The organism is Peribacillus sp. NPDC060253 (assembly GCF_042727425.1).
Classification (GTDB): domain Bacteria; phylum Bacillota; class Bacilli; order Bacillales; family DSM-1321; genus Peribacillus.
In genome coordinates, this window is the sequence record NZ_JBHXAS010000079.1 from 1 (window position 1) to 23,594 (window position 23,594).

General features: G+C 42.3%; 25 protein-coding genes and 2 riboswitches. Of the genes, 20 read left to right on the forward strand and 5 right to left on the reverse strand.

All coding sequences use genetic code 11. The features are described from left to right. Positions 1–124 precede the first annotated feature (124 nt). The 4 genes from ACFWE9_RS18575 to ACFWE9_RS18590 all read left to right on the forward strand — a co-directional run bounded on the left by ACFWE9_RS18575 (position 125) and on the right by ACFWE9_RS18590 (position 5,232). Positions 125–1,333 carry an acyl-CoA dehydrogenase family protein gene (locus ACFWE9_RS18575; protein WP_230156428.1) on the forward strand — a complete coding sequence of 403 codons (1,209 nt, stop codon included), beginning with the start codon at positions 125–127 and terminating at the stop codon, positions 1,331–1,333. After that, positions 1,327–2,901, forward strand: coding sequence for a class I adenylate-forming enzyme family protein (locus tag ACFWE9_RS18580; protein ID WP_377358107.1), 1,575 nt, complete (start codon positions 1,327–1,329; stop codon positions 2,899–2,901). Before ACFWE9_RS18575 ends, ACFWE9_RS18580 begins: the two co-directional genes overlap by 7 nt. 466 nt (positions 2,902–3,367) lie before the next feature. Then, a complete protein-coding gene (locus ACFWE9_RS18585) occupies positions 3,368–4,795 on the forward strand; it encodes an alanine/glycine:cation symporter family protein (protein ID WP_230156425.1) in 1,428 nt (475 codons plus the stop codon). A 215-nt stretch (positions 4,796–5,010) separates the two neighbouring features. Then, entirely contained in the window at positions 5,011–5,232 is a 222-nt protein-coding gene (locus tag ACFWE9_RS18590) for a YozQ family protein (protein WP_230156424.1), read from the forward strand. Positions 5,233–5,335: 103 nt separating this feature from the next. Here the strand turns inward: ACFWE9_RS18590 and ACFWE9_RS18595 are convergent, their stop codons facing one another. From ACFWE9_RS18595 to ACFWE9_RS18615, 5 genes are all read right to left on the reverse strand, one after another. Beyond that, positions 5,336–6,181, reverse strand: a complete 846-nt coding sequence (locus ACFWE9_RS18595; RefSeq protein ID WP_230156423.1) for an energy-coupling factor ABC transporter ATP-binding protein — start codon at positions 6,179–6,181, stop codon at positions 5,336–5,338. Positions 6,182–6,199: 18 nt separating this feature from the next. Further along, positions 6,200–6,976: a cobalt ECF transporter T component CbiQ gene (gene cbiQ / locus ACFWE9_RS18600; RefSeq protein WP_377358110.1), complete on the reverse strand. Its 777-nt coding sequence runs from the start codon at positions 6,974–6,976 to the stop codon at positions 6,200–6,202. Beyond that, a complete protein-coding gene (locus tag ACFWE9_RS18605) occupies positions 6,963–7,274 on the reverse strand; it encodes an energy-coupling factor ABC transporter substrate-binding protein (protein ID WP_230156422.1) in 312 nt (103 codons plus the stop codon). The genes cbiQ and ACFWE9_RS18605 overlap by 14 nt, the downstream gene beginning before the upstream one ends. A 1-nt stretch (position 7,275) precedes the next feature. After that, the gene (locus tag ACFWE9_RS18610; protein ID WP_230156421.1) at positions 7,276–8,019 is read right to left on the reverse strand and encodes an energy-coupling factor ABC transporter permease; all 744 of its coding nucleotides are present in this window, start codon (positions 8,017–8,019) and stop codon (positions 7,276–7,278) included. Positions 8,020–8,052: 33 nt separating this feature from the next. Continuing rightward, the gene (locus tag ACFWE9_RS18615) at positions 8,053–8,211 is read right to left on the reverse strand and encodes a hypothetical protein (RefSeq protein ID WP_230156419.1); all 159 of its coding nucleotides are present in this window, start codon (positions 8,209–8,211) and stop codon (positions 8,053–8,055) included. Then, a riboswitch (cobalamin riboswitch) is annotated at positions 8,195–8,390 on the reverse strand. It overlaps the preceding gene by 17 nt. 201 nt (positions 8,391–8,591) lie before the next feature. Continuing rightward, positions 8,592–8,781: riboswitch (cobalamin riboswitch) on the forward strand. A gap of 149 nt (positions 8,782–8,930) precedes the next feature. Here ACFWE9_RS18615 and ACFWE9_RS18620 point away from each other — a divergent pair. The 16 genes from ACFWE9_RS18620 to ACFWE9_RS18695 form a co-directional block, all read left to right on the forward strand. Continuing rightward, entirely contained in the window at positions 8,931–9,296 is a 366-nt protein-coding gene (locus tag ACFWE9_RS18620; RefSeq protein WP_377358113.1) for a (2Fe-2S) ferredoxin domain-containing protein, read from the forward strand. Between the two features lie 18 nt (positions 9,297–9,314). After that, complete coding sequence (cobJ, locus tag ACFWE9_RS18625) at positions 9,315–10,970, forward strand: precorrin-3B C(17)-methyltransferase (RefSeq protein ID WP_377358115.1); 1,656 nt, start codon at positions 9,315–9,317, stop codon at positions 10,968–10,970. 20 nt (positions 10,971–10,990) lie between these two features. Further along, positions 10,991–11,902 carry a sirohydrochlorin chelatase gene (locus ACFWE9_RS18630; RefSeq protein WP_377358117.1) on the forward strand — a complete coding sequence of 304 codons (912 nt, stop codon included), beginning with the start codon at positions 10,991–10,993 and terminating at the stop codon, positions 11,900–11,902. Beyond that, positions 11,899–12,666, forward strand: coding sequence for a precorrin-6A reductase (cobK, locus tag ACFWE9_RS18635; RefSeq protein ID WP_230156411.1), 768 nt, complete (start codon positions 11,899–11,901; stop codon positions 12,664–12,666). Before ACFWE9_RS18630 ends, cobK begins: the two co-directional genes overlap by 4 nt. A 15-nt stretch (positions 12,667–12,681) precedes the next feature. Continuing rightward, positions 12,682–13,329, forward strand: coding sequence for a precorrin-8X methylmutase (locus tag ACFWE9_RS18640; RefSeq protein ID WP_230156409.1), 648 nt, complete (start codon positions 12,682–12,684; stop codon positions 13,327–13,329). Positions 13,330–13,334: 5 nt separating this feature from the next. Continuing rightward, positions 13,335–14,468: a cobalt-precorrin-5B (C(1))-methyltransferase gene (locus tag ACFWE9_RS18645; protein ID WP_230156407.1), complete on the forward strand. Its 1,134-nt coding sequence runs from the start codon at positions 13,335–13,337 to the stop codon at positions 14,466–14,468. Next, positions 14,431–15,645, forward strand: coding sequence for a precorrin-6y C5,15-methyltransferase (decarboxylating) subunit CbiE (gene cbiE, locus ACFWE9_RS18650; RefSeq protein WP_230156405.1), 1,215 nt, complete (start codon positions 14,431–14,433; stop codon positions 15,643–15,645). Before ACFWE9_RS18645 ends, cbiE begins: the two co-directional genes overlap by 38 nt. Further along, complete coding sequence (gene cobI, locus ACFWE9_RS18655) at positions 15,638–16,345, forward strand: precorrin-2 C(20)-methyltransferase (protein WP_098371853.1); 708 nt, start codon at positions 15,638–15,640, stop codon at positions 16,343–16,345. Before cbiE ends, cobI begins: the two co-directional genes overlap by 8 nt. After that, a complete protein-coding gene (gene cobM, locus ACFWE9_RS18660; RefSeq protein WP_230156403.1) occupies positions 16,342–17,118 on the forward strand; it encodes a precorrin-4 C(11)-methyltransferase in 777 nt (258 codons plus the stop codon). The genes cobI and cobM overlap by 4 nt, the downstream gene beginning before the upstream one ends. Then, positions 17,115–18,239: a cobalt-precorrin 5A hydrolase gene (locus ACFWE9_RS18665; RefSeq protein WP_377358120.1), complete on the forward strand. Its 1,125-nt coding sequence runs from the start codon at positions 17,115–17,117 to the stop codon at positions 18,237–18,239. The genes cobM and ACFWE9_RS18665 overlap by 4 nt, the downstream gene beginning before the upstream one ends. Before the next feature lie 17 nt (positions 18,240–18,256). Further along, on the forward strand, positions 18,257–19,657 hold the full coding sequence (locus tag ACFWE9_RS18670; protein ID WP_230156401.1) for a cobyrinic acid a,c-diamide synthase CobB: 1,401 nt from the start codon (positions 18,257–18,259) through the stop codon (positions 19,655–19,657). 14 nt (positions 19,658–19,671) lie between these two features. Next, positions 19,672–20,481, forward strand: coding sequence for a uroporphyrinogen-III C-methyltransferase (gene cobA, locus ACFWE9_RS18675; RefSeq protein ID WP_230156399.1), 810 nt, complete (start codon positions 19,672–19,674; stop codon positions 20,479–20,481). Further along, a complete protein-coding gene (locus ACFWE9_RS18680; RefSeq protein ID WP_230156397.1) occupies positions 20,460–21,023 on the forward strand; it encodes a nitroreductase family protein in 564 nt (187 codons plus the stop codon). The genes cobA and ACFWE9_RS18680 overlap by 22 nt, the downstream gene beginning before the upstream one ends. A gap of 14 nt (positions 21,024–21,037) precedes the next feature. Then, positions 21,038–21,574 (forward strand): cob(I)yrinic acid a,c-diamide adenosyltransferase, encoded by a 537-nt coding sequence (locus ACFWE9_RS18685; protein WP_230156395.1) that lies wholly within the window; start codon positions 21,038–21,040, stop codon positions 21,572–21,574. 12 nt (positions 21,575–21,586) lie between these two features. Next, the gene (locus tag ACFWE9_RS18690; RefSeq protein WP_230156394.1) at positions 21,587–23,104 is read left to right on the forward strand and encodes a cobyric acid synthase; all 1,518 of its coding nucleotides are present in this window, start codon (positions 21,587–21,589) and stop codon (positions 23,102–23,104) included. A gap of 179 nt (positions 23,105–23,283) precedes the next feature. Further along, the coding region (locus tag ACFWE9_RS18695; RefSeq protein ID WP_377358124.1) for an HU family DNA-binding protein at positions 23,284–23,594 on the forward strand (311 nt) is incomplete at its 3' end.

Below are 23,594 nucleotides of genomic sequence, written 5' to 3' on the forward strand. Positions count from 1 at the left end.
AATATTTCTTATGTTTGTATCATATTTCTTTAATTTACTTAAATATAATTTACATTTAAAATTAATTTTATAACATTTTGAATATTAAATTAAATGCAAAATTCAAAGGTGAAAGGGGAAAACTATGGTAACTATGAAGGAAGAGAAATTAGAGGTGCTTCAAACAAAGTTACAGGATTTTATTCAAAATGAATTGCTTCCCTACGAACAGGAGCATGAATTAAACGCTGAAGAGGATATCCCGATGGAAGCCATACAATGGGTAAGAAAACGCTCCAGGGAATTGGGCTTTTACGGGATTAACCTCCCTGAAAAATATGGGGGACAAGATGTTAGCTTAAAAGGGCTATGCATGTTTAAGGAAGAATTGGCCCGTTCCGGAGCGGTTTTATGGGGGCAGGTTATAGGGGAGGTTGGCGGGCCGCTAAGAATTGGTCAGATGTTGGAAAGTTTTACACAGGAGCAAATAGAAAAATATGTGATGCCCGTGGTGACGGGAGAAGCTAGCTGCTGCTTTGCCCTTACAGAACCAAATGCTGGATCAGATGCTTTTGCTATCGAAACAACAGCCGTTAAAGACGGGAATGAGTATATATTAAATGGTAAAAAGCATTTTATCAGTGCGGCCCCCTATGCTGATTTCGCCATTGTCATAGCGAAAGAAACTCAGAAAGGAGAAAAAGAAGATAGAATCACTGCTTTCCTGGTAGATAAAAAAACACCCCATCATTCGGGGTTTGAACTAGGAGACATTCAAGTCCCACTATCAGGAGAACGCATACATGCTGAATTGAATTTTAATCAATGTCGAGTTCCTGCCGCCAATATAATCGGAGAAAGAGGAAAAGGGTTACTGCTCGGATTGAAAAGAATAAACACAAATCGCGCTTCCCATGCGGCCGGCTTCATCGGGATGGCTCAACACCTTCTCAATTTATCTATTGAACATGCTAAAAAGCGAGTCCAATTCGGCCGGCCTATCGGTGACTTCCAGGCAATTCAGCATATGCTCGCAGAAATGGCGACGGAAATCTACGCGGCAAAGTGCATGGTCTATGATGTGGTTGAAAAAATCGATCAAGGACAAGAAGATCGGGCAGGCACCTCCATGGCTAAACTGTTTGCTTCAGAAGTAAATAGCCGTGTGGCCGATAAGGCTATCCAAATCTTTGGCTCTAAAGGCTTGGTAAAAGGGCATCCAGTAGAAAAGATGTACAGGAGTGCACGAATGTATCGGATATTAAGCGGAACCTCAGAAATTCAAAAAAATACAATTGCCAAAGCATTATTAAAAGGGAAATGCATTATCGAGGGAGGAAATGATCCATGCTGAATAAGTTGACATTTCAGTCACTGTTGAATAAAGGAATGAAACGATTTGGAGAGCTGCCGGCCATTACCTTGTTGCCAAACGGAGAAACGATAACTTACGAAGAGTTATGGAGAAAAACAGAACTTATCTCTTCTTATTTACTTCGCTTGGGTGCAGGAAGGGGTGTCCGCATAGCGTCTATCATTCCAAACAGTTTGGAAAGTGTGATGTTTGGTTTGGCTATCCAGCATTGTGGAGCTACCCTAGTACCATTAAGTGAAAAACTGGGGAAACGAGAAATAAAATTCATTTTAAAGGAAGCAAAACCAGAAGTGGTCATAATAGCTACGCAGACACACTTTGACACCTTATTTGAGTATTTCGAAGAAATGAAGAAGGACGGTGTCCATATCATTGGGCTTCCTGGATTTAATATTAATTATCCGGAGGAGTTTGAACAGTTTCAATGGCCCGGTGAAATAAAAAATATGGACTTGCCATTAGCTGAAGCAAAAGACATTGCCCTTCTGTCATACACAGGCGGGACGACGGGTACACCCAAAGGCGTCATGCATTCCCAGAAAGGACTCGGCGCCGCCATACTTTCTGCGGCTATCGAAGACCCGCTAGACGACCGAGACCGGGTATTGATAAGTACGCCAATTGTGCATTCTGCCGGTTCATTACTTTGGAGATCCCTTGTTTCGGGCGTCCATGTCTATGTGATGGGCTCATTTGACGCTGCAGCATTCATACAGGCGATAAAGGAACATAAAATTACGACGACATTCATGGTACCGACAATGTTATACAGACTCCTTGATCAGACAAAGAAGATGGAATATGATATGAGCTCCATGCGCAATATCTTCTACGGCGCGTCACCAATTTCACAAAAGCGCCTTAAAGAAGCTTTTGAAGTATTCGGGCCTATCATGCGCCAGCAATACGGCATGACAGAGTGTAATATTGTCATTACCAGACTATCGAAAAGCGCTCATTTATGGGCTTATCATAACAATTCGGAAATTTTGAAAAGCTGTGGAAAACCGTGCATTTTCACCGAAGTTCGACTGATTGATAAGGATGGAAATGATGTAAAACCATCCGAGTTTGGAGAAATTATCGTAAAATCACCAGCAATGATGGTAGGCTATTATCAAAGACCTGATCTTACCCAAGAATACATCCGTGATGGTTGGTTCTACACTGGTGATATTGGTAAATGGGATGAAAGCGGTTACCTTTATATTGTAGATAGGAAGAAAGATATGATCATTACAGGCGGGATGAATGTATATTCTTCAGAAGTGGAACGAGTGGTGAACCAGCACCCTTCTGTTGCATTAAGTGCTTGCATAGGCGTTCCCCATCCAGATTGGGGAGAAGTAGTTTGTGTCGTGGTAACACTGCGAGAAGGATTGACCTGTACTAGTGAGGAATTAATTGATTTCTGCAAACAAAGAACCTCTAAGTATATGGTTCCTAAAGTAGCCTATTTTATTGATAAGTTTCCATTAACGCCGATTGGAAAGATTGACAAGAAAGAATTAAGAAAGATGTTTGCACAAGGTATTCCAACCATCTAGGAGAGGCAGAACAAGGATATCATAAAAAAGCCTAATTTCAACATTGAGACCTACAGCAAACCAGAATATAAGATAGAGCAGATGAATGCAAAATAAGCCTCGCATGATAACCTGGAATCGGGACGTGTGAGGCTTTTATGCACTATATCTAAGATGTTTTTGAATATTAAGGATAACAATGGAATTTATTTAACGTTGTAGTGAATGTTAAATGAAGTGAGTCAGAAAGATTATTATCATTAGAGAATGATATTGAAATATTATATTTTTTCGGTTGATTCCACCAAATCATGAATGAAAAAAAATGTGAGTTAGGATATAATATATTATTGTATTGGAGATTCATTCTGGAATTTCCTTTTTTTATGGGCTTCATTTGTTTATCTCCCTAATGAATCGGGAAATAAATTATAGTTGTATATGTTTTTGAAATAATATTTAGAGTTAAGTAGAGGGGTTTGTTTTAATGGAGATGTTAGAAAAATTTATTAGTGAGACAAATGATGTGTTATGGTCTTCCATATTGATCATCATGTTGATTGGATTGGGTCTTTATTTTTCCGTCCGCACGAAGTTTGTCCAATTCAGAATGGTAGGGGAAATGTTCAGGCTATTGGGCGAAGGGGCCACAGCTGATAAAAAAGGTGTGACATCGTTTCAGGCATTTTGCATAAGCACGGCATCGCGGGTAGGAACGGGTAACCTTGCAGGTGTTGCCATCGCAATCACGATGGGAGGTCCGGGAGCCGTTTTCTGGATGTGGTTAATAGCACTGATCGGAGCTGCTTCGGCTTTTATTGAAAGTACACTTGCTCAAATCTATAAGGTCAAGGATGGGGATGCATTCCGTGGCGGTCCTGCCTATTATATGGAAAAAGCATTGAATGCCCGTTGGATGGGGATCACGTTCGCTGTGTTGATTTCGCTTACATTTGGACTTGCTTTCAATTCGGTACAAGCCAATACGATTACAAGCGCATTCAACGAATCATTTGGAATTGAAAAGTGGGTTACGGCTATCATCCTGGCTATCGTAACGGCTGTCATCATTTTTGGCGGGATCAAAATGATTGCAAAGGTATCTGAAGTAATCGTTCCCATCATGGCAGGAGCCTATGTGATAGTGGCGTTGATCATCATCATCATGAATATTACCGAGTTACCGAGTGTTTTTGCTTTGATCTTTGAAAGTGCATTCGATGGAATAAAAGAAGTGGCTGGCGGAGTATTGGGAGCAGCCATGATGCAAGGAATCAAGCGCGGCTTGTTTTCAAATGAAGCCGGGATGGGTAGTGCACCAAATGCTGGTGCGACGGCTGATGTCAGTCATCCTGTCAAACAAGGTCTCATTCAGTCTCTAGGTGTTTTTGTCGATACGCTCATCATTTGCAGTTCGACTGCCTTCATCATTTTGTTTTCAGGTCTTTATACATCGAAGGAAACGGATGGAATCGTCCTTACCCAAAATGCCCTTGGAACCGCATTGGGATCTTGGGCTGGTATTTTCCTTGCCATCATTGTACTGTTATTCGCCTTTAGTTCCATTGTGGGTAACTATTATTATGGGGAGTCGAACATCGGCTTCATCAATGAAAATAAGGTTTGGTTAAACATCTATCGTATCGCAGTTGTAGGGATGGTGATATTCGGTTCGCTTGCCTCACTGAAATTTGTTTGGGGACTGGCTGACTTGCTGATGGCCCTTATGGCCATTATCAACCTGATAGCCATAGCATTACTAGGGAAGATTGCATTTGCTGCACTGGCGGATTATCAAAAGCAAAAGAAAAGTGGGAAAAATCCTGTCTTCCATGTGAACAATATTAAAGGTTTGAAGAATGTGGAATGTTGGGGTGACCCAAACGATAATATGGATGTGAAGAAGGAGGCCTAACCTCTTATTAAGCTTACATGTAAAGTCCTTGAGAAGGGATTTTGCTTGTAAGTTTTTTTTGTGAAATCAATTGATTGAAAATAAGTAGAGTCAGCCTTTTTTCCTCCTTTTTTTATCATTATTGAATATTGCTTTGTTTTTTACACAAAATACCTTTGTCTCTATTACTGCTGTCAATCGATGATTGGACAATTTGAAAACTGGGAGTGAAAACAATGGATAGCAAGCAATCAAAAAATGAATCTTCAGAAATCGCAGGAAGAACATATGATGTCAGCGATTATAAACGGGAAGATACTTTATCTTCTGGATTGGCTACAACCCACGAACAAGTTTCGGATACTTATGCGGAAGGCGAGATAAAAGCTGTCATTGATGATGTAAACGTAAAGGATATCGAGATTAAAAAAGAAGGATCTGAGGAAGAAAGGAAATGACTTGTTTTTTGATTAGGGTCAAGAATTTTCGTCTGATATTTTAAGAATATAACGATTTAATCCCCTAGCTTTTTGAATGATGAAACAAGCTAGGGGTTTTTAATTAATAAATTTTTTCTGTCTCGATTTTTTTTAGCAACTCTTCCTTCGTTCTTGGGACAAGTTCCTTTTCTCCGGGTATTCTTGATTGAAGAAGGGCTTGAAACATTTCAAAAACCCACGGCTTCTCGAGATGAGCCTTCACCAAAATGTCTTCATCATGAAAAACGGATACAGGGTCCCCTTGGTATATGACCTTTCCATCGTTCATGACAACGACTTCATCAGCCCATTGATAGGCTAAATTAACATCATGGGTTGATAGAATTATCGTTTTGTCTGGGTGGTGGATACTGTCCAGCAGAGCCATGATCTGTCTGGAGAAATAAGGATCTAATCCAGCGGTAGGCTCGTCTAAGAGCCAGACATCGGGTTCCATGGCAAGTACCCCGGCAATGGCGACACGTTTTTTTTGCCCTAAGCTCAAAAAATGGGTAGGTTTGTCTTTCATTTCCGTTACTTCCGTTTGATCCATCGCCCATTGCACTTTCTCCTGGACTACATTTCTATCCCATCCTAAATTCATCGGTCCAAACGATATATCCTGTTGAACATTAGCGGAAAAAAGCTGGGAGTCGGGATCTTGAAAAACGATTCCGACTTGTTTTCGTAAGGATAATAATGCTTTACGGTCATATTTCATTTTCTTGCCCTTAAATCTGACTGTTCCTCCAGTAGGCTGTAAAAGACCATTTAAATGGAGGAATAGAGTCGATTTACCGGCTCCATTATTGCCTAATAAGGCAATTTTTTTACCTTGTTGAATCGTTACAGATAGATCCTTTAAAGCAAACGTCCCATCTGCGAATCGGTGGGTGAGGCCTTCTATATTAAAAATATGCTCTTCCATTTTTGAATTGCCTCCAATTTACATATATCCATAAATAAGGATTAAGCTTCCTAGTATTACAATGGCGATCAGCCAATTGCGTGAGGAAAAGGTATAAGTATCCTCGATATAAGAAAGGTTCTCCTGATATCCTCTTGCGTTCATGGCCATCGTCAATTGCCCAGAGCGCTGGAATACTCCCAAAAATAATGATGAGGTTAGTAACCCGAGAGATCGAATGCCTTGCCTTACCGAACCATATCCCAGTCTTGAAGCTTGTGCTAAGTGAATGGCCAAAGCTGTATCTAAAAAAATAAAGATGAAGCGATAGGTCAATTCTATTAAATCGATCAATAAGGAAGGGACTTTAAGTTTTCGCAGTACGGATAGAATGACGGTAATGGGTGTAGTCAAGGTTAAGAAATATAAACAGCTTATACTGCTAAATACGACAGAAATCAAATTGATCACTGTACCAATGCTGCCATCGCTGATGAAAATTTGCCAATTTCCGACTTTCCAGGACCACCAAATATTCGGTATCGAAGTAAATGTACTGGAGATAGAAAAAAGGATGGTAAGTGTGCCTGATAATAGAAAGAATCCTGGTAATAAGAGTAATTTTAGATAATACGAAGGCGGGATTTTTGCCACAAAAATGATTAAAGCGCTCATCACCATAAAAGTGATGAGCGAAACGGCCAAATCCCTTACCGTTAACGAAAACAGCATAAGGGAGAGTGCAAAAATCATCTTTTCCAATGGATGTACATCCTTTAGCCCATTGAAATAGGCATATTTATCAATGAGTAACATGTTTCGATTTTTCGTTCATTTCTTGTTTGGTTTGTTTAGTCCTTTGTCTCATTACGCCAATGAAGTATCCAATGAAACCAGCTCCGATTGCAGCTTGCAGCGCAAATAATAAGCTCTCGGTTTCTGCACCTGGCGGCTCCCAAATACTATTGAACCAAGGCTTGTATTCCGGCTGAATTTTAGTGATGGCTTCTTCAGCTTCGCCGTCGGCACCGCCAAATTCCGTTCCTTGTTGGGTTATTAACGGTATGGTGGCAAGAATGACGACCAGGAAAAGTAGCAATAAACTTTTTTTCATGTTAACGGGCCTCCTTAGATAAAACTCGCAGTAATTTCAATTCGCCTAGATTGTATTTTTTTAGGAAATTCATCACAACCACTGTCAATAATCCCTCGCTGATTGCCAAGGGAATTTGGGTCAGGGCGAATATTCCAGCAAATTTATTGAATGAGGCCATGAATCCACCTACCTCGGATGGAAAAGCAAGTGCAAGTTGAACGGAAGTTACCACATAGGTTCCTAAATCGCCAAAAGCAGCTGCCAAGAAAACGGCCAGCGAAAAAGACCACCCCAATTTAGTTGCGCCCTTGAAGACAAAGTAAGCAATGAAAGGTCCGCATACAGCCATGGAAAATGCATTGGCCCCTAATGTCGTCAATCCTCCGTGAGCCAGTAGAACAGCTTGAAATAATAGAACGATGGAGCCTACGACACTCATGGCCAATGGCCCGAATAATATGGAACCTAAACCAACTCCGGTAGGGTGTGAAGAACTTCCCGTAACGGAAGGAATCTTCAAGGCAGATAATATGAATACGAATGCACCCGATAGACCGAGCATCATTTTTGTTTCTGGGTTTTCCCTTACTTTGGACCTAATGGACCGGTAACCCAAGATTAGAAATGGAAGGGTCACGGCCCACCAAAATATGGCCCATTCAATTGGTAAAAAGCCCTCCATGATATGCATGGCCATCGCACGTTTTGGGACAAGAAGCAGTAAAATGACAAAATAAAGAATTTTCCAATTGACTCTTTTCATTCTTTCTCCTTTCAACACCTTTAATTTTTCTGATCAAAACTTTAGAAGAAAAGCGGCGCCCAACATAAAAAGCACTTCTCTCAAAAGAAAGAAGTGCGTAATGAACAGGAATTTTGCAGCATAAACCAATATGGGCCATTCTGCCTGATCCGCACACCCATCCTCGTAGGCTGAAACAGTTTCACGCTTCATGGCAGGTCTCCTGGCTTAGGTTCATTGTCCCGTTACTTCCTTCCCATCTCATTTGACAGTGGATAAATGTTAACGTAATAGGACTTCCCTTTACAGTGGCGGGACCGCTCCGGACTTTCACCGGCTTCCCTTTTAAGCTGAATTCCGAGAAATTCAACACCATAAAACTTATGTAATTATTTCGAAAATTCTCGTATAGTGTACCATAAAGAAATAATTCCAGCTACACTCTCTTTTTTTTTTTCACTAAAATCGCAGAGAGGAAAGGCTTATGGCTGGATTTACACTATTAAACTTTTCTAAACAGTCGGAATAAACTATTGAATTTTGCTAAAGTTGTTATATGATAGATAAGGTTAGCTATAATTGTATAATAAAACCAAATATTTCATTTTAAAAGTGCTCTTGTGTGAATATGCAAGGGATAATAGGGAAATCGGTGAAAATCCGATGCAGCCCCCGCTACTGTAAACGCTGATGAATTTGTCGATAACCACTGGCTTAAAGCCGGGAAGGGACAAAGTAAAATGAAGCGTAAGCCAGGAAACCTGCTTTTGAAATTGTATGATACTTTTCGGAGGGAAAGGTAGAAGGACTATGACGATTTTGGGAGATTCAGCATATTTGCAGAGTGCTTCTCATTCATATAGTTTTTTAAACCTTGACTCTTATGTTAAGGTTTTTTATTTTGCCTTTTCCCTGAACTCAGGAGGAAGAAGATGACTACTTGGAATTTGCAGGGGACAAACTCGCATCTGTTTATTTGTAATGGGAGCAGTTGCATGAAAAAAGGCGGAGAAGAAGTGACCCAAGCCATCCGCGATGAAATCACTTCAAAGGGACTGGATCTGAAAATACATACAACGAGGACTCGCTGTAACGGAAGATGTAAGGATGCCTGCGTTGTGATTGCCTATCCCCAAGGGAAATGGTATCGAGTGGATTCCCCTGACTTTGGTCGGCAGATTGTGCGTACTATCGATGATGGGGAGTTTGTACCTCAAATGATTTATCAATTTACTGATGGGGAAATGGCCCCTAATCCTGATTTTCCTGCTCATACAGGTATTTCAAAGAACAAATAAGTAAAAGGAGATGTCTTAATGAGTACAAACGGTAAATTATTCGTAGTGGGCTTTGGTCCAGGGAATTTTGAACATATTACCAAACGTGCTGTTGAAGCCCTTCAAGAAAGTGACTATATCATTGGGTATAAAACTTATGTTGAACTCATTCAGGGGCTTCTTACAGATCAAACGATTATTAGTACGGGGATGACTGAAGAGGTATCACGTGCACAGGAAGCAGTCAAACAAGCGGAGTTGGGAAAGAAAGTAGCTGTAATTTCCAGTGGAGATGCCGGTGTTTACGGAATGGCTGGATTGGTTTATGAGGTATTGATTGAAAAAGGGTGGAAAGAAGAAACGGGGGTAGGCATTGAAGTCATTCCTGGTATTTCTGCCATTAATTCATGTGCATCTTTACTTGGGGCACCTGTCATGCACGATTCGTGCACCATTAGCCTCAGTGATCATTTAACGCCATGGGATCTTATCGCTAAAAGGGTGGAGGCTGCTGCAATGGCTGATTTTGTCATTGCCCTTTATAATCCTCGAAGCGGCAGGCGGACAAGGCAAATTGTTGAAACACAGAAAATTCTGCTTCGCTACCGTTCACCCGATACACCTGTCGGGTTGGTGAAAAGTGCATATCGTGATCGTCAGGATATTGTCATCACGAATTTAAAAGATATGTTGAATCACGATATTGGAATGCTGACCACCGTCATTATCGGTAATTCATCCACCTTCTTATACGATGACAAAATCATCACACCAAGAGGTTATCAGAGGAAATATACATTGAATTCGGAAAAACAAACATTGAAGCCGCATCAACGTCTGCAAAAAGAAGCAGAACCGTGGGCATTAGATCAAGAAGCCGGTTCCATGCAAGAATCCTTCACCGAGTCTCCTGGAGGAGTTGGATTACTTACAAAAGCACCAGAAAAGAAGCTCGCTTCCTTTGAAATGGCCATGGAAGCCCTGTCAAGAGTGAAGGGTCAAACCGTTCAGCAATCCATCAAGCCGATTGTTCAGCAAAAAATGGAGTCGGTGTTTGAGCTTGCCGTCAGTCCAGGGGTAGCGAATAAACAATTCACTCCCAAACAAATGATGACACTGGCGGAAGTTGTCGGGGAAAAGGGAACGATGGAATACACGCCAAATCATAAGATCATTTTAAAGATCCCGACAACGGATCCGGAGAACATCACTTGGAAATTACAATCAGCAAACTTTCTATTATCACCGATTGGAGATGTACTGACATTAAAAGCGTGTGATTTCTGTGATGGTGAAAAAACCGAATCTATTCCTTATGCAGACGAAATACAAAGGGTCCTTGGCGGCATGAAATTGCCTAAGGAATTGAACATCGGTTTTAATGGGTGTGGAATGGCTTGTTATAGCGCCGTGATGGATGACATCGGGATTGTCTTCCGAAAAGGGAAATTTGACTTATTCCTTGGAGCTAAACCAGTTGGAAGAACAGCCCATCCAGGTCAGCCGGTTGCGGAAGGCATTGATCCGGAACAGCTTGTTGCATTGATCACGGACATTGTAGAAGAGTATAAGCAAAATGCCCATCCAAATGAGCGGCTGTTTAAATACTTCAAACGTGCCAAAAAGATTCAGAGTTATTCTTATCAGGACATTGCTCCCAAAATACACATAGAGCCTGCGCCTTGTGAAGACTAATTTAAAGAGGGGGAAAGTAAATGAAAGCAGTATTATTCGTAGGTCACGGAAGCCGCTTGGCTTCAGGAAATGAAGAGGTCCTCAAGTTTATTGAAAATATGATTCCGGCAATGGATGACGCCTATTTGGTTGAAACGTGTTTTTTGGAATTTGCAAAACCGAATATATCCAAAGGTATTGAAAATTGTGTAAACCGGGGCGCTACGGAAGTTATCGTCATACCGATCATTTTGTTGCATGCAGGACATTCAAAATTACATATCCCAGCTGAAATAGAGGATGGGAAAACCAAGTATCCAGAAGTGAAATTCACATATGGTCAAACGATCGGGGTCCACCATGATGTATTGACGATCCTGACAGACCGACTTGAGGAAGCCGGCTTCGATACATCCTCGGAACAAGCTGAGACAGCAATATTGCTAATTGGCCGAGGAGGCAGTGATGCTGATGCAAATAGTGATATCTATAAAATTTCACGATTATTATGGGAAAAATTAAACGTTAAATGGGTCGAAACAGCGTTCATGGGTGTAACGGACCCGCATGTTGATGAAGGCATTGAACGATGCATCCGGTTGGGGGCAAAAAAAATAGTGATGCTGCCATATTTCCTCTTCACGGGGGTGTTAATGGAAAGAATGGAGGATATGCTGAAAGGCTATCAAGAGCAATATCTTGATCGGGAATTTATTTTGGCGAAGTATTTTGGGTATCATCCAACCTTACAGAACATTCTGCAAGAACGTGTAACGGAAGCCAGTGAAGGCAGATCAAGCGGGGCACGTGATATGGAAAATTATCGTCTATATGTTGAGGAACATGGACATGCGCATCATCACCATCACCATGATGATGAACATGGCCATCACCATCATGACCACGATCACGATCATGACCATGATGAACAAGCGGTGGGGACGTCAAAATGATTTTGTTCTTAGCGGGTACAAGTGATGCAAGGGAATTAGCGATTGAAATGCAGCAGGCTGGATTCCGGGTTTTGGCAACTGTTGTAACCGAGTCGGCGGCAAAGAGTTTGCAAGATGCAGGAATATCCACCCGGATTGGCCGATTAACTGCAGAGGATATGACCTCTTTAATCACTGAAAAAGGTTTTCAGGCTGTAGTTGATGCAAGTCACCCATTTGCGGAAGAAGCATCAAAAAACGCACTTAACGGAGCAAAGGAAGCAAATGTTCCTTATATTCGTTATGAGCGTGAAAGTCAACGGTTTCAGAATGACAAACTGATAGTGGTTCGTGATTATGAAGAAGCTGCTAAGCTTGCCGCCGTAAAACGGGGAGTCATCATGCTCACGACCGGAAGTAAAACCCTGGCTGTCTTCGCAAAAGAATTGGTAGGGCTCGATAATACTAGAGTGATAGCGAGAATGCTGCCACGCATGGATAATATGGAAAAATGTGCGCAGCTAGGCATTGAACAAAAAAATATCGTTGCGATTCAAGGTCCATTTTCCAAAGAATTAAATAAAGCCCTATATAAACAGTATGGCGTCACATTGATGATAACGAAAGAAAGTGGCAAGGTCGGTGCGGTTGATGAGAAATTGGAAGCCGCGTTGGAATGTGGAATAGAGACGATTATGATATCAAGGCCAGATGTTGACTATCAAAATGTTCATTCCAGTTTTGATCATGTTATTGCCGAGTTGAATAATCAGTTGAATAAATAATAGGAGGAATGCAAGATGGATTTTAAAACGGATTTCAAACCACTAACGGTAGATCCAGACAAAATATATGATTATAGTTTTTCAATGATAGCTGAAGAAATGGGCGATCATGATTTTTCTGAGGATGAATGGAAGATCGTCCGCCGGGTCATTCATGCTTCAGCTGATTTTGAATTGGGAAGAAGTGTCATCGTCCATCCAAATGCCATTCAAGCTGGTGTGGAAGCCATTCGCAAAGGTAGACATGTCATTGCGGATGTGCAAATGATCGAGAGCGGTACAGGCAAAAAAAGATTTCAAAAACACGGGGGGGACGTTCATTGCTACATTTCAGATCCAGATGTGATGGTCGAAGCAAAACGTTTGAATACGACAAGAGCGATCATTTCGATGCAAAAAGCGGTAAAGGAAAATGAAGGGGGCATTTATGCCATTGGCAATGCACCTACAGCTTTACTTGAGCTCATTCGCCTTATTAAAGAAGGGATTGCAAAGCCGGACTTAATTATTGGAATGCCTGTTGGGTTCGTTTCTGCAGCGGAGTCGAAAGAGGAACTGGCTAAGATCACAGAAGTGCCATTCATTACGAATATTGGCCGAAAAGGTGGAAGTACTGTCACGGTTGCAGCATTGAACGCAATTTCCCTTTTAGCTGATAGTTAATAAACATGGAAAAGAAAGTAAAAAAAGATCCCTCACAAATGCGTCATGGGTATACGACGGGGGCATGTTCGACAGCCGTGACTAAAGCGGCATTGACCGCTTTGATCACGGGGGATGCCCTTGAGGAGGCTACGATTTCCTTGCCGATCGGCCGTGATGCCACTTTCACCATTGAGAGATATGATATATCGGAAAATTCGGTTAGTGCAGAAACGATTAAAGATGCTGGAGATGATCCAGATGCCACCCATTTGGCACATATCATTTCTACTGTCAGCTGGTCGGATGCTCCTGGGATCATCTTGGATGGAGGGATTGGTGTGGGGCGAGTGACCAAACCCGGGCTTCCCGTTCCTGTAGGGGAAGCGGCCATTAATCCTGTACCGCGCAAAATGATCTTATCCACTGTGCAGCAAACATTGGAAGAATTTAAGATTGATAGAGGTGTGAAAGTCGTTATCTCCGTTCCGGCAGGTGAAGAAATTGCAAAAAAAACATTAAATGGGCGCTTGGGGATTGTGGGAGGCATTTCCATTTTGGGAACAAGGGGCACCGTCGTCCCTTTTTCCAGTTCCGCCTATATGGCAAGTATCGTCCAGGCTATCAGTGTCGCCAAGGCGAGTGGGTGTGAGCATCTTGTCCTAACCACTGGGGGGCGGAGTGAAAAGTATGCAATGGGCCTTCTTCCTGATTTACCTGAAGAAGCCTTTATTGAAATGGGTGACTTTGTAGGATTCTCGCTAAAGCAATGTAAAAGGCAGGGAATTAAAAAGGTGTCATTGGTCGGCATGATGGGGAAATTTTCAAAAGTTGCCCAAGGTGTAATGATGGTCCATTCAAAAAGTGCTCCGGTCGATTTCGGATTTCTATCGGAAATTGCCCAAAGCGTCGGAGCTGAAGAAGAACTGGTTCTTGAAATCAAGAATGCAAACACCGCTTCACAGGTAGGGGACATGATGTCAGAGATTAATAATTTTGAATTTTTTAATAAACTATGTGAATCCTGTTGTCACTCTGCAATAAAGCAAGTGAAGGGTGACATTGAAATGGAAACGGCGATTTATTCGTTGAAAGGACAATTATTGGGAAGGGCTGTTGGAATTGAGTCAATCGATGAAATTAATCGGGATAGGGGATAACGGTCAGGAAAGCTTACTGCCTCAATATGCCCAATGGATAGAAGAAAGTGAAGTGCTGGTCGGAGGTGAGCGGGTCTTATCCTTCTTTCCGAACTATTCTGGCAAAAAGATTATCATAAAGGGCGGTTTGAAAACAGTTGTAGAACAACTACAGGAGGAAACTCGCCCAACTGTTATTTTAGCATCCGGTGACCCATTATTTTACGGAATGGGAGGCTATCTTTCCAGCAAAATCAACATGGAAGTTTACCCATATTTCAGTTCCATTCAACTTGCTTTTGCAAAAATGGGTGAGAGCTGGCAAGATGCTTTTCTTGTTAGTGTACATGGTCGCAGTATGAAAGGGCTGGCACAAAGGATTGATGGGAAAGCAAAAGTTGCCTTGCTTACTGACGTTGAAAATAGTCCCAACCAATTGGCTAAATATCTCCTTTCGTATGGAATGACAGAATATCGGGCATTTGTGGCCGAAAATCTTCAAGGGGAAACGGAAACCTCAGGTTGGTATGAACTTGATGAAATGATGGAGCGTGAATTCTCCCCGTTGAACGTCGTCATTTTAAAACGGAAATCAGAAGGGCCGAGTTGGTCATTAGGGATAGAAGATGAAGAATTTTCACAGCGGAAGCCGGATAAAGGCCTCATAACCAAAAAGGAAATTCGAGTATTAAGCCTGCATGCATTGAAGCTAAAGAAAAGCAGTATAGTTTGGGATGTTGGGACTTGTACGGGATCCATGGCAATAGAAGCAGCTAAGCTTGCACCTGAAGGCCAAATTTATGCAATTGAAAAAAACGAGCCTGATTTAGAAAATTGTTATCAAAATCAACGTAAATTTCGTACCGATTTAACAGCGATTCATGGAAAAGCTCCGCAAGGCTTGGAAACCTTTCCAGATCCAGATGCGATTTTTATTGGCGGGACTGGCGGCGAAATGGTAGATCTAATCAATACTTGCTGCAAAAGGCTGAAAGAAGGAGGCAGAATCGTTCTTAACGCTGCAACAATAGAGAATCTTTACAGGGCTAATGAGGCATTTGGTGAAGCCGGGTTTGACACGTCCATCATGCATGCGCAAATCTCCAGAAGTAAGCCGATATTGGGAATGAACCGATTTGTACCGCTTAATCCGGTTTATATCATAACTGCAAAACGAAAGGAAGACACAAATGAGTAATCTTGGTACATTATATGGCCTTGGGGTAGGTCCGGGCGATCCAGAGCTTATTACAGTTAAGGCATTTCGCGTGATTCAGGAATCTCCGGTCATTGCGTATCCGAAAAAAAGAAAAGGAAGTAAAAGCTACGCCCATCGTATCGTTGAAGTGTACATTCGTCCTGAAGAGAAGGATATGCTGGGCCTTGTATTTCCGATGACGAAAGATCAAGCGATTTTGGATCGGGAATGGAACGGAACGGTTGAAAAGGTTTGGCAAAAATTAAATGAAGGAAAAGATGTTGCTTTCGTTACGGAAGGTGATCCTCTTTTATATAGTACGTTCATACATATGATGAAATTGATGCAGGAGCTGCATCCAGAAGTCGAAATCAAGACAGTCCCAGGCATTTCTTCGTTTAATGGATCTGCGTCAAGGTTGGGCATCGCTTTGGCTGATGGGGATGATCATGTCGCGATCGTTCCTGCAAGAGATGATTATGAAGCGATGAAGAAGGCGATTGAAGATCATGATGCCGTGGTGTTCATCAAAGTGGCAAAAGTCATTGATTTAATGATTACTGTTTTAAAAGATTTAGACTTGCTTGAAAAGGCATCGGTCGTAACCAAAGTCACATCCGATGAAGAAGTGATTTGGAAAGTAAGTGAATTGGAAGGACTAGAACTGGAATATTTAACATTGATGGTGGTGAGGAAATGAAGATATATATTGTAGGTGCCGGCCCGGGCGATCCGGATTTGATTACTGTAAAAGGATTGAACATTCTCCAAACGGCTGATGTGATCTTATATACGGATTCATTAGTGAATGAGGAATTGATTGCTAAGGCAAAACCCGATGCCGAGGTCCTGAAAACGGCTGGCATGCATTTGGAAGAAATTGTTGACATTATGGTTGATCGTGTTAAAGCAGGAAAGATGGTTGCCAGAATCCATACAGGTGATCCTGCTATGTACGGTGCAATTATGGAGCAGATTGTCTTATTGAAGAAAGAGGATATTGGTTATGAGGTGATTCCTGGCGTAAGTTCGGTATTCGCTTCAGCAGCGGCTATTGGTGCCGAGCTGACGATACCCGATTTAACCCAGACTCTTATTTTAACGAGAGCTGAAGGACGTACACCGGTTCCGGAATTCGAAAAATTACGGGATTTAGCGAGTCATCATTGTACGATTGCCCTTTTCTTGAGCGCGACCTTAACCAAAAAAATCGTCAAAGAACTCCAGGCAGCCGGTTGGAAAGATGATACGCCTGTTGCCGTCATTCAACGGGCAACATGGCCGGACCAAAAAATTGTCCGTACCACTTTATCGAATCTTGACGATGATATGCGCAAAAATGGCATTCGTAAGCATGCCATGATCTTGGCAGGCTGGGCCTTGGACCCCAATATCCATGATAAAGATGAGTATCGTTCAAAACTATATGATGCGAGCTTTACCCATGGTTACCGAAAAGGGGTCAAGCCATGATCATTGAATTGAAAGAAGAGGAGCTTGCTCCCATTAAGACATCACATTCCTATGCAATCGTGGCAATTACTAAGCATGGGGTTCAGCTAGCCCGAAACTTACATACCGTTTTTTCAAATGCCGATCTTTATTACATGAGCAAGTTTGAAAAAGGGGACGAGGAACGGAAACAGATCCAGCTTTTTTCGGGAAGTGTCCGTATGCTTTTACCAGCCCTATTCAAGGAGTATAAAGGAATCATTTTAATTATTTCACTCGGAGCGGTCGTCAGGATGATTGCCCCCATTTTAAAGGATAAGAAAACGGATCCAGGTGTGGTTGTCATTGATGACAAGGGAGAAAATGTTATCAGCGTATTGTCAGGGCATCTTGGAGGTGCAAATGAACTGACTAAGGAAGTCGCAGCAGCCCTTGACGCAAATGCTATAATCACGACGGCTTCAGATGTACAAAAAACGATTCCTGTCGACTTATTCGGCCAGCGCTTTGGCTGGATTTGGGATTCTGCAGAAAAATTGACGCCAGTAAGTGCATCCGTTGTTAATGAAGAGCATGTCGCTGTTGTACAGGAGTCAGGTGAACGGAACTGGTGGTCGTATGAAACGACATTACCTGAGCAAATTATCGTATACCCATCCATTGAAAAAGCGCTTCAAGCAAAGCCACAAGCAGCTCTGGTCGTGACTCACCGATTGCTTAGAGAGTCGGAAAAGAAGATCTTGGAAAATGGTATCGTTTATCGTCCTAAAGTCATTGTTCTCGGTATTGGTTGCAATAGGGGAACATCGACTGCTGAAATTGAGCAGGTAATTGCAGAAACACTTGCGGAATTATCGTTTTCCATAAAAAGTGTTAAAGCGATCTGTACAATATCTTTAAAGAAAGACGAAATTGGTTTGATTGAAGTAGTGAAGAAGTTTGGCTGGGAATTTGTGCATTATGAACCAGTAGAGCTTAATCAAGCTAAAATCGAAGCGCCATCCGACACAGTATTTAAATACACAGGGGCATACGGTGTGAGTGAACCAGCTGTTAGAATTTATACAAAAGCGGAACATTTGGTACTGGTCAAGAAAAAGTCGGGGAACGTCACCATATCAGTTGGGATCATTCCTTTTTAAGAAGGGGGGAAACATGAATGAGCGATAGAAGATTGGTCATCGCGGGTACCGGAAGCGGTGTCGGAAAAACGACATTGACAATCGGGATCATGGCAGCTCTACAGAAGCAAGGCTATACCGTTCAAGGATTCAAATGTGGTCCTGACTATATTGATCCAACCTATCATACCGCAGTTACAGGACGTACTTCACGCAATCTTGACAGTTGGATGTTTGAACACGATACCGTTCGCGAAATACTTAACAAAGCAAGTATAGGAGCTGATATTTCAATCATCGAAGGAGTCATGGGCTTTTTCGATGGCAAAAGTCCTTTATCGAATACAGGGTCGACGGCTGAAATCAGCATGATCACCCAAAGCCCTGTCTTGTTGATTGTCAACTGTGCCAGCATGGCGCGGAGTGCCGCCGCCATTGTTAAAGGGTTTCAGGACTTTTCAACCGGTCCGAACATCATTGGGGTTATTGCCAATCAAGTGGGCAGTGAGGGGCATTACAACATAGTCAAAGCGGCCATTGAGCAAGAATGCGATGTTCCGGTGCTGGGATATATGAAGCGGGAATTGGATATTAATATTCCTAGCCGTCATTTGGGTCTAATTCCTGCTATTGAGCGCGGGGAACTTAACCCGTTTTTCGATAAACTTGCACAATTAGTCATGGAAACCATCGATGTCGATCAGTTGTACCGTTTGTCTAAGACAAGTGCCGTTTCAAGTGGAAACTCAAATATATTTCAGCCCCAAAATAAAAAAGGCGTGTGCATTGCCGTCGCAAAAGATGCAGCCTTTAATTTTTATTATCAAGAAAACCTTGAGTTGCTCGAAGCGAAAGGGGCGAACATCAAGTATTTTTCTCCATTAAAAGGGGATGAAGTTCCATTGGAAGCTGATGGTTTATACCTTGGAGGCGGTTTTCCTGAGGAATTCGCAGCCGAACTTTCCGGTAACGTGAGTGCTATTAGATCCATCAGAAGCTCCATTGATAAGGGGATGCCGACTTTGGCGGAATGTGGCGGTTTCATGTTTTTGAGCCAATCGATTGAAACCACTTCCGGAGAAACGCATCAGATGGCAGGGGTGATTCCAGGCAGGATTAGAATGCAGAAAAAGCTTGCAGCACTTGGATATCGTGAAATTACCGGAACTCCAAGCAATTTTTTAATCAAGGATCATGAGCAGGCAAAAGGTCATGAATTTCATTATTCGACATTTGAAGCAAATGCTGAACTTCCACATGCGTATGAGGCCAAAGGCAGATTCGGCTCGAAACAAGAGGGATGTGTATTGGGTAACCTTGTTGCTGGGTATACTCACTTTCATTTTGCATCCAATCCAACGCTTGTCGAGAATTGGATGGATGCTTGCTTACAACAAAAAAACGGATCTAACAAGGAAAAGATATTTTTTGAAGATTAAGAGGAGGCACGAGCATGAAACCGGGAAAAGTACATCTGGTCGGTGCGGGTCCCGGAGATCCGAAACTGATTACGGTATATGGACTGGAATGTATCCAAAAGGCGGATGTCATTGCATATGACAGGCTAGTCAATCCAGAACTATTAACCTATGCAAAAGAAAACGCAGAACTAGTATATTGCGGGAAATCACCAGGGAGACATCATCTCATACAAAATGAAATTCATGAACTTTTAGTAGAAAAAGCCTTGCAGGGAAAAAATGTAACTCGTCTAAAGGGCGGAGATCCATTTGTCTTTGGGCGGGGTGGGGAGGAAGCCGAGATACTGGCTGCCAATGGGATTGAATATGATATCGTCCCAGGAATCACAGCGGGAATCGCGGCTCCGGCTTATGCGGGTATCCCGGTTACCCATCGTGATCATGCGTCTAGTTATGCGATTGTGACAGGACATGGACGTGATTACAAGGGGCAAGATAACCTGAATTGGCAGGCATTGGCTCAAGGAATCGATACCATCGCCTTTTATATGGGAATAGGGAATATGCCGTTTATCTGTGAAAAATTGATGGAGCATGGCAGGGACGGTAATACGCCAGTGGCCGTCATTGAATGGGGTACGACACAAAAACAAAGGACGATCACCGGTACGTTGAATTCGATTCCTTTGCTAGCTTTGAAAGAAGAGTTTCAAAATCCGTCAATCTTCCTAGTAGGCGATGTCGTCCAATTAAGAGAAAAAATCCAGTGGTTTGATAGAATGATTGAATCAGAGTCCATTATTGAAGGGAATGAGTCGGAATGTCCATCATTCAAGAATTGAAGGAACGCAGAGCAATAAGGAATTACGAAGATAAAGACGTGGAAGATGAAAAAATCAGGATGCTATTGGAAGCAGCTACATATGCCCCTAACGATCGACTGCGTGAACCGTGGGGTTTTTATGTCATCAAGGGAGAAGCTAAGCTCCGTTACGAAAGGTTGGCTGAAAGTTATTTACATGAACGCTTCCCGACCAAACCAAAATTGATTGACAGTTCACTGGAAGTTGTAAAGACGACACCGCTTATCATTGTTGTGACTTCTGATTTGCTGCCAGACGATCCGGATTCATCCGAAGACAATGTTTTTGCCTCTTGCTGTGCTGTCCATTCGATGTGGCTTGCCGCGAAAGAACTTGGTCTTGGATTCGTTTGGCGTACTAGGGGGGTGGGTCTTGTCAGGGATGAACGACTGCACGGGTTTATCGGTTCACCGGAAAACAAAAAAGTGATCGGCACCATTTTTGTTGGATATCCAAAAGATGATCAACCAGTTCCTGCTACTAAAAGGACTTCATACATAGAAAAAACAGTTTGGCTATGAAGGTGGGTTAGATAATGGCACGCAGAGGATTAATGCTTATTTATACGGGAAATGGGAAAGGGAAAACGACTGCTTCATTAGGGGTGACTTTACGGGCAATCGGAAGGGGAATGAATGTTAAATTCCTTCAATTCATAAAATCACCAGAACGTACATATGGAGAAGCGTTGGCATTAAATAAATTAGGCGTTAAAATGGAACAGCTTGGGATTGGTTTTACATGGACCAAGACACCAGAAGAGCATCGCCGCGCATTATCGTTAGCATGGGAAAAGGCGAAACAGGCTCTGAGTGATCCTGACATCGATCTACTCGTCCTGGATGAGTTGAACAATGCATTAGCCATCTCCAAATTCCAGATTGAAGATGTCTTGCCACTGGATGACATTATCGAAACGATTCGTAATCGTCCCGCTCATATGCATGTAGTCATTACCGGTAGGGATGCCAAGCCAGAGCTGATGGAAATGGCGGATTTGGTTTCATCCATTGAGGCGACCAAGCATTATTATGACGAGGGCATCGGCGCTGTCAAAGGATTAGAGTTTTAGGGGGTGGTCGAAATGAAGGCACGATCCATTATGATTCAGGGGACGTCATCCGATGTAGGGAAAAGTTTGATTTGTACGGCATTTTGCCGGGTTTTTTCCAATAAAGGATTTCGTGTCGTCCCATTCAAATCACAAAACATGGCTTTGAATTCTTATGTAACCTTGGATGGCGGTGAAATCGGGCGGGCTCAAGGAGTGCAAGCAGAGGCAGCACGAATCACGGCAACCACTGATATGAATCCAATACTACTGAAACCGAAGCAGGATATGGTTTCGGAAGTCATTGTGCACGGAAAACATTTTCTTGATATGAATGCAAAAAGCTATCGAAATCAATTTGTCCAGGAAGCCATGCCTATCATTCGTAAATCAGTGGAGAAACTTCAAGATGAATATGATATCATCGTGCTCGAAGGAGCAGGAAGTCCTGCTGAAATTAACCTTAAGGACCGGGATATTGCAAATATGCGAATGGCAAAGCTTGCGGATGCTGCTGTCATTTTAGTTGCTGATATTGACCGTGGTGGAGTATTTGCATCCATCATTGGGACACTTGCCTTATTGGATCAAGATGAACGCGATTGTGTAAAGGGAATCATCATCAATAAATTCCGTGGCATGCGTGAATTATTGGACGACGGCATTGAATGGGTCGAAAAGGAAACCGGTATTCCGGTTCTCGGAGTGCTTCCCTATTTAGAAGTGAATATAGAAGCGGAAGATTCATTGGCACTCTCTTCCCTACGCTTTAAAAAACCTAAAACAGCTGAGTTTCCTATCGATGTAGCAGTCTTGAGATTTCCGCGGATCTCCAATTTTACCGATGTCGATCCTTTTTTTGATGAACCCGGAGTGGGTGTCCGGCTTGTAGGAAGTATCCATGAGTTAGGTAATCCTGACCTTCTTATTTTGCCGGGTACAAAAAACACGATGGAAGATTTAGAGTGGATCATGCGCATGGGATTGGATGGCCCCATTAAAAAACTACGTGAACAAGGAACAATTATTTTTGGTATATGCGGCGGGTTTCAAATGCTTGGAACTAAACTTTTCGATCCTGACGCAGTCGAAGGCAATGGAGAAAACGCAGTAGGACTTTCGCTTCTACCGGTGGAAACCGTCTTTCAAGCAGATAAGAAAACGGTACAAATGGAAGGTGTCCTTTCTGCTGGGGTAATGGAAGGTGAAATGAATCTGAACGGTTTCGAAATCCATTTAGGCAGAACGACTTTGGAATCAGAAGTAAGGCCTTTTCTTTTATTGAAGGATGGAAGAGAGGATGGAGCCATATCCACTGACAACAAGGTCATGGGCACATATCTTCATGGAATTTTCCATAATCGCTTGTTTACTAGATTACTAGTTAACCAAATTCGAAGGAACAAGGGGTTGGAGGAAGTGAAGGAAAACGTTCAAAGCGACTTAGAGCGTAGGGAAGAAGCGTATAATCTATTGGCTTCCCATTTGGAAGAAAACATTGATATGGAAACCATCTATCAATGGCTGCAGCTGGAAACCACGGAAAGTTGAAAAATGGTCACGGAAAAATCATTTTATCCTGTTGATCAAAGCCTTTTAACCACTGAAAACACATTGGGAAAAGGTTAAAATTCCTTTTATTTAGCCATATTAAGTGACAGACGTATATAAGATATGTTATGTTGTCTTCTCTACATACTTTAAAGAATATAAAAGGATGAGGTGTTCATATGAATAAAACAGAATTAGTGAGCAGTGTAGCAGCACAAGCTGAACTAACAAAAGAAGACGCAAAAAAAGTAGTGGATGCATTGTTTGAAACAATCACGACTACACTTGCTAAAGAAGAAAAGATCCAACTAGTTGGTTTTGGTACATTTGAAGTGCGCGACCGTGCAGCTCGTACAGGAAGAAACCCACAAACAGGTGAAGAAATACAAATTGCAGCCAGCAAAGTACCAGCTTTTAAAGCAGGTAAAGAATTAAAAGAAGCTACTTCGAGGACCCCGCGGCCACCGCCGAGACGATCACCGAGGACGGC

Coding starts and splice junctions, on each gene's coding strand:
- ACFWE9_RS18610 (WP_230156421.1), bottom strand. CDS start 8,019: ATGAAAAGAGTCAATTGGAAAATTCTTTATTTTGTCATTTTACTGCTT.
- ACFWE9_RS18580 (WP_377358107.1), top strand. CDS start 1,327: ATGCTGAATAAGTTGACATTTCAGTCACTGTTGAATAAAGGAATGAAA.
- ACFWE9_RS18620 (WP_377358113.1), top strand. CDS start 8,931: ATGACTACTTGGAATTTGCAGGGGACAAACTCGCATCTGTTTATTTGT.
- cobA (WP_230156399.1), top strand. CDS start 19,672: ATGAAACCGGGAAAAGTACATCTGGTCGGTGCGGGTCCCGGAGATCCG.
- ACFWE9_RS18595 (WP_230156423.1), bottom strand. CDS start 6,181: ATGGAAGAGCATATTTTTAATATAGAAGGCCTCACCCACCGATTCGCA.
- ACFWE9_RS18585 (WP_230156425.1), top strand. CDS start 3,368: ATGGAGATGTTAGAAAAATTTATTAGTGAGACAAATGATGTGTTATGG.
- ACFWE9_RS18605 (WP_230156422.1), bottom strand. CDS start 7,274: ATGAAAAAAAGTTTATTGCTACTTTTCCTGGTCGTCATTCTTGCCACC.
- ACFWE9_RS18615 (WP_230156419.1), bottom strand. CDS start 8,211: ATGAAGCGTGAAACTGTTTCAGCCTACGAGGATGGGTGTGCGGATCAG.
- ACFWE9_RS18575 (WP_230156428.1), top strand. CDS start 125: ATGGTAACTATGAAGGAAGAGAAATTAGAGGTGCTTCAAACAAAGTTA.
- ACFWE9_RS18630 (WP_377358117.1), top strand. CDS start 10,991: ATGAAAGCAGTATTATTCGTAGGTCACGGAAGCCGCTTGGCTTCAGGA.
- ACFWE9_RS18590 (WP_230156424.1), top strand. CDS start 5,011: ATGGATAGCAAGCAATCAAAAAATGAATCTTCAGAAATCGCAGGAAGA.
- cobJ (WP_377358115.1), top strand. CDS start 9,315: ATGAGTACAAACGGTAAATTATTCGTAGTGGGCTTTGGTCCAGGGAAT.
- cobI (WP_098371853.1), top strand. CDS start 15,638: ATGAGTAATCTTGGTACATTATATGGCCTTGGGGTAGGTCCGGGCGAT.
- ACFWE9_RS18670 (WP_230156401.1), top strand. CDS start 18,257: ATGAGCGATAGAAGATTGGTCATCGCGGGTACCGGAAGCGGTGTCGGA.
- cobM (WP_230156403.1), top strand. CDS start 16,342: ATGAAGATATATATTGTAGGTGCCGGCCCGGGCGATCCGGATTTGATT.
- ACFWE9_RS18640 (WP_230156409.1), top strand. CDS start 12,682: ATGGATTTTAAAACGGATTTCAAACCACTAACGGTAGATCCAGACAAA.
- ACFWE9_RS18645 (WP_230156407.1), top strand. CDS start 13,335: ATGGAAAAGAAAGTAAAAAAAGATCCCTCACAAATGCGTCATGGGTAT.
- ACFWE9_RS18685 (WP_230156395.1), top strand. CDS start 21,038: ATGGCACGCAGAGGATTAATGCTTATTTATACGGGAAATGGGAAAGGG.
- ACFWE9_RS18665 (WP_377358120.1), top strand. CDS start 17,115: ATGATCATTGAATTGAAAGAAGAGGAGCTTGCTCCCATTAAGACATCA.
- cobK (WP_230156411.1), top strand. CDS start 11,899: ATGATTTTGTTCTTAGCGGGTACAAGTGATGCAAGGGAATTAGCGATT.
- cbiQ (WP_377358110.1), bottom strand. CDS start 6,976: ATGTTACTCATTGATAAATATGCCTATTTCAATGGGCTAAAGGATGTA.
- ACFWE9_RS18680 (WP_230156397.1), top strand. CDS start 20,460: ATGTCCATCATTCAAGAATTGAAGGAACGCAGAGCAATAAGGAATTAC.
- ACFWE9_RS18690 (WP_230156394.1), top strand. CDS start 21,587: ATGAAGGCACGATCCATTATGATTCAGGGGACGTCATCCGATGTAGGG.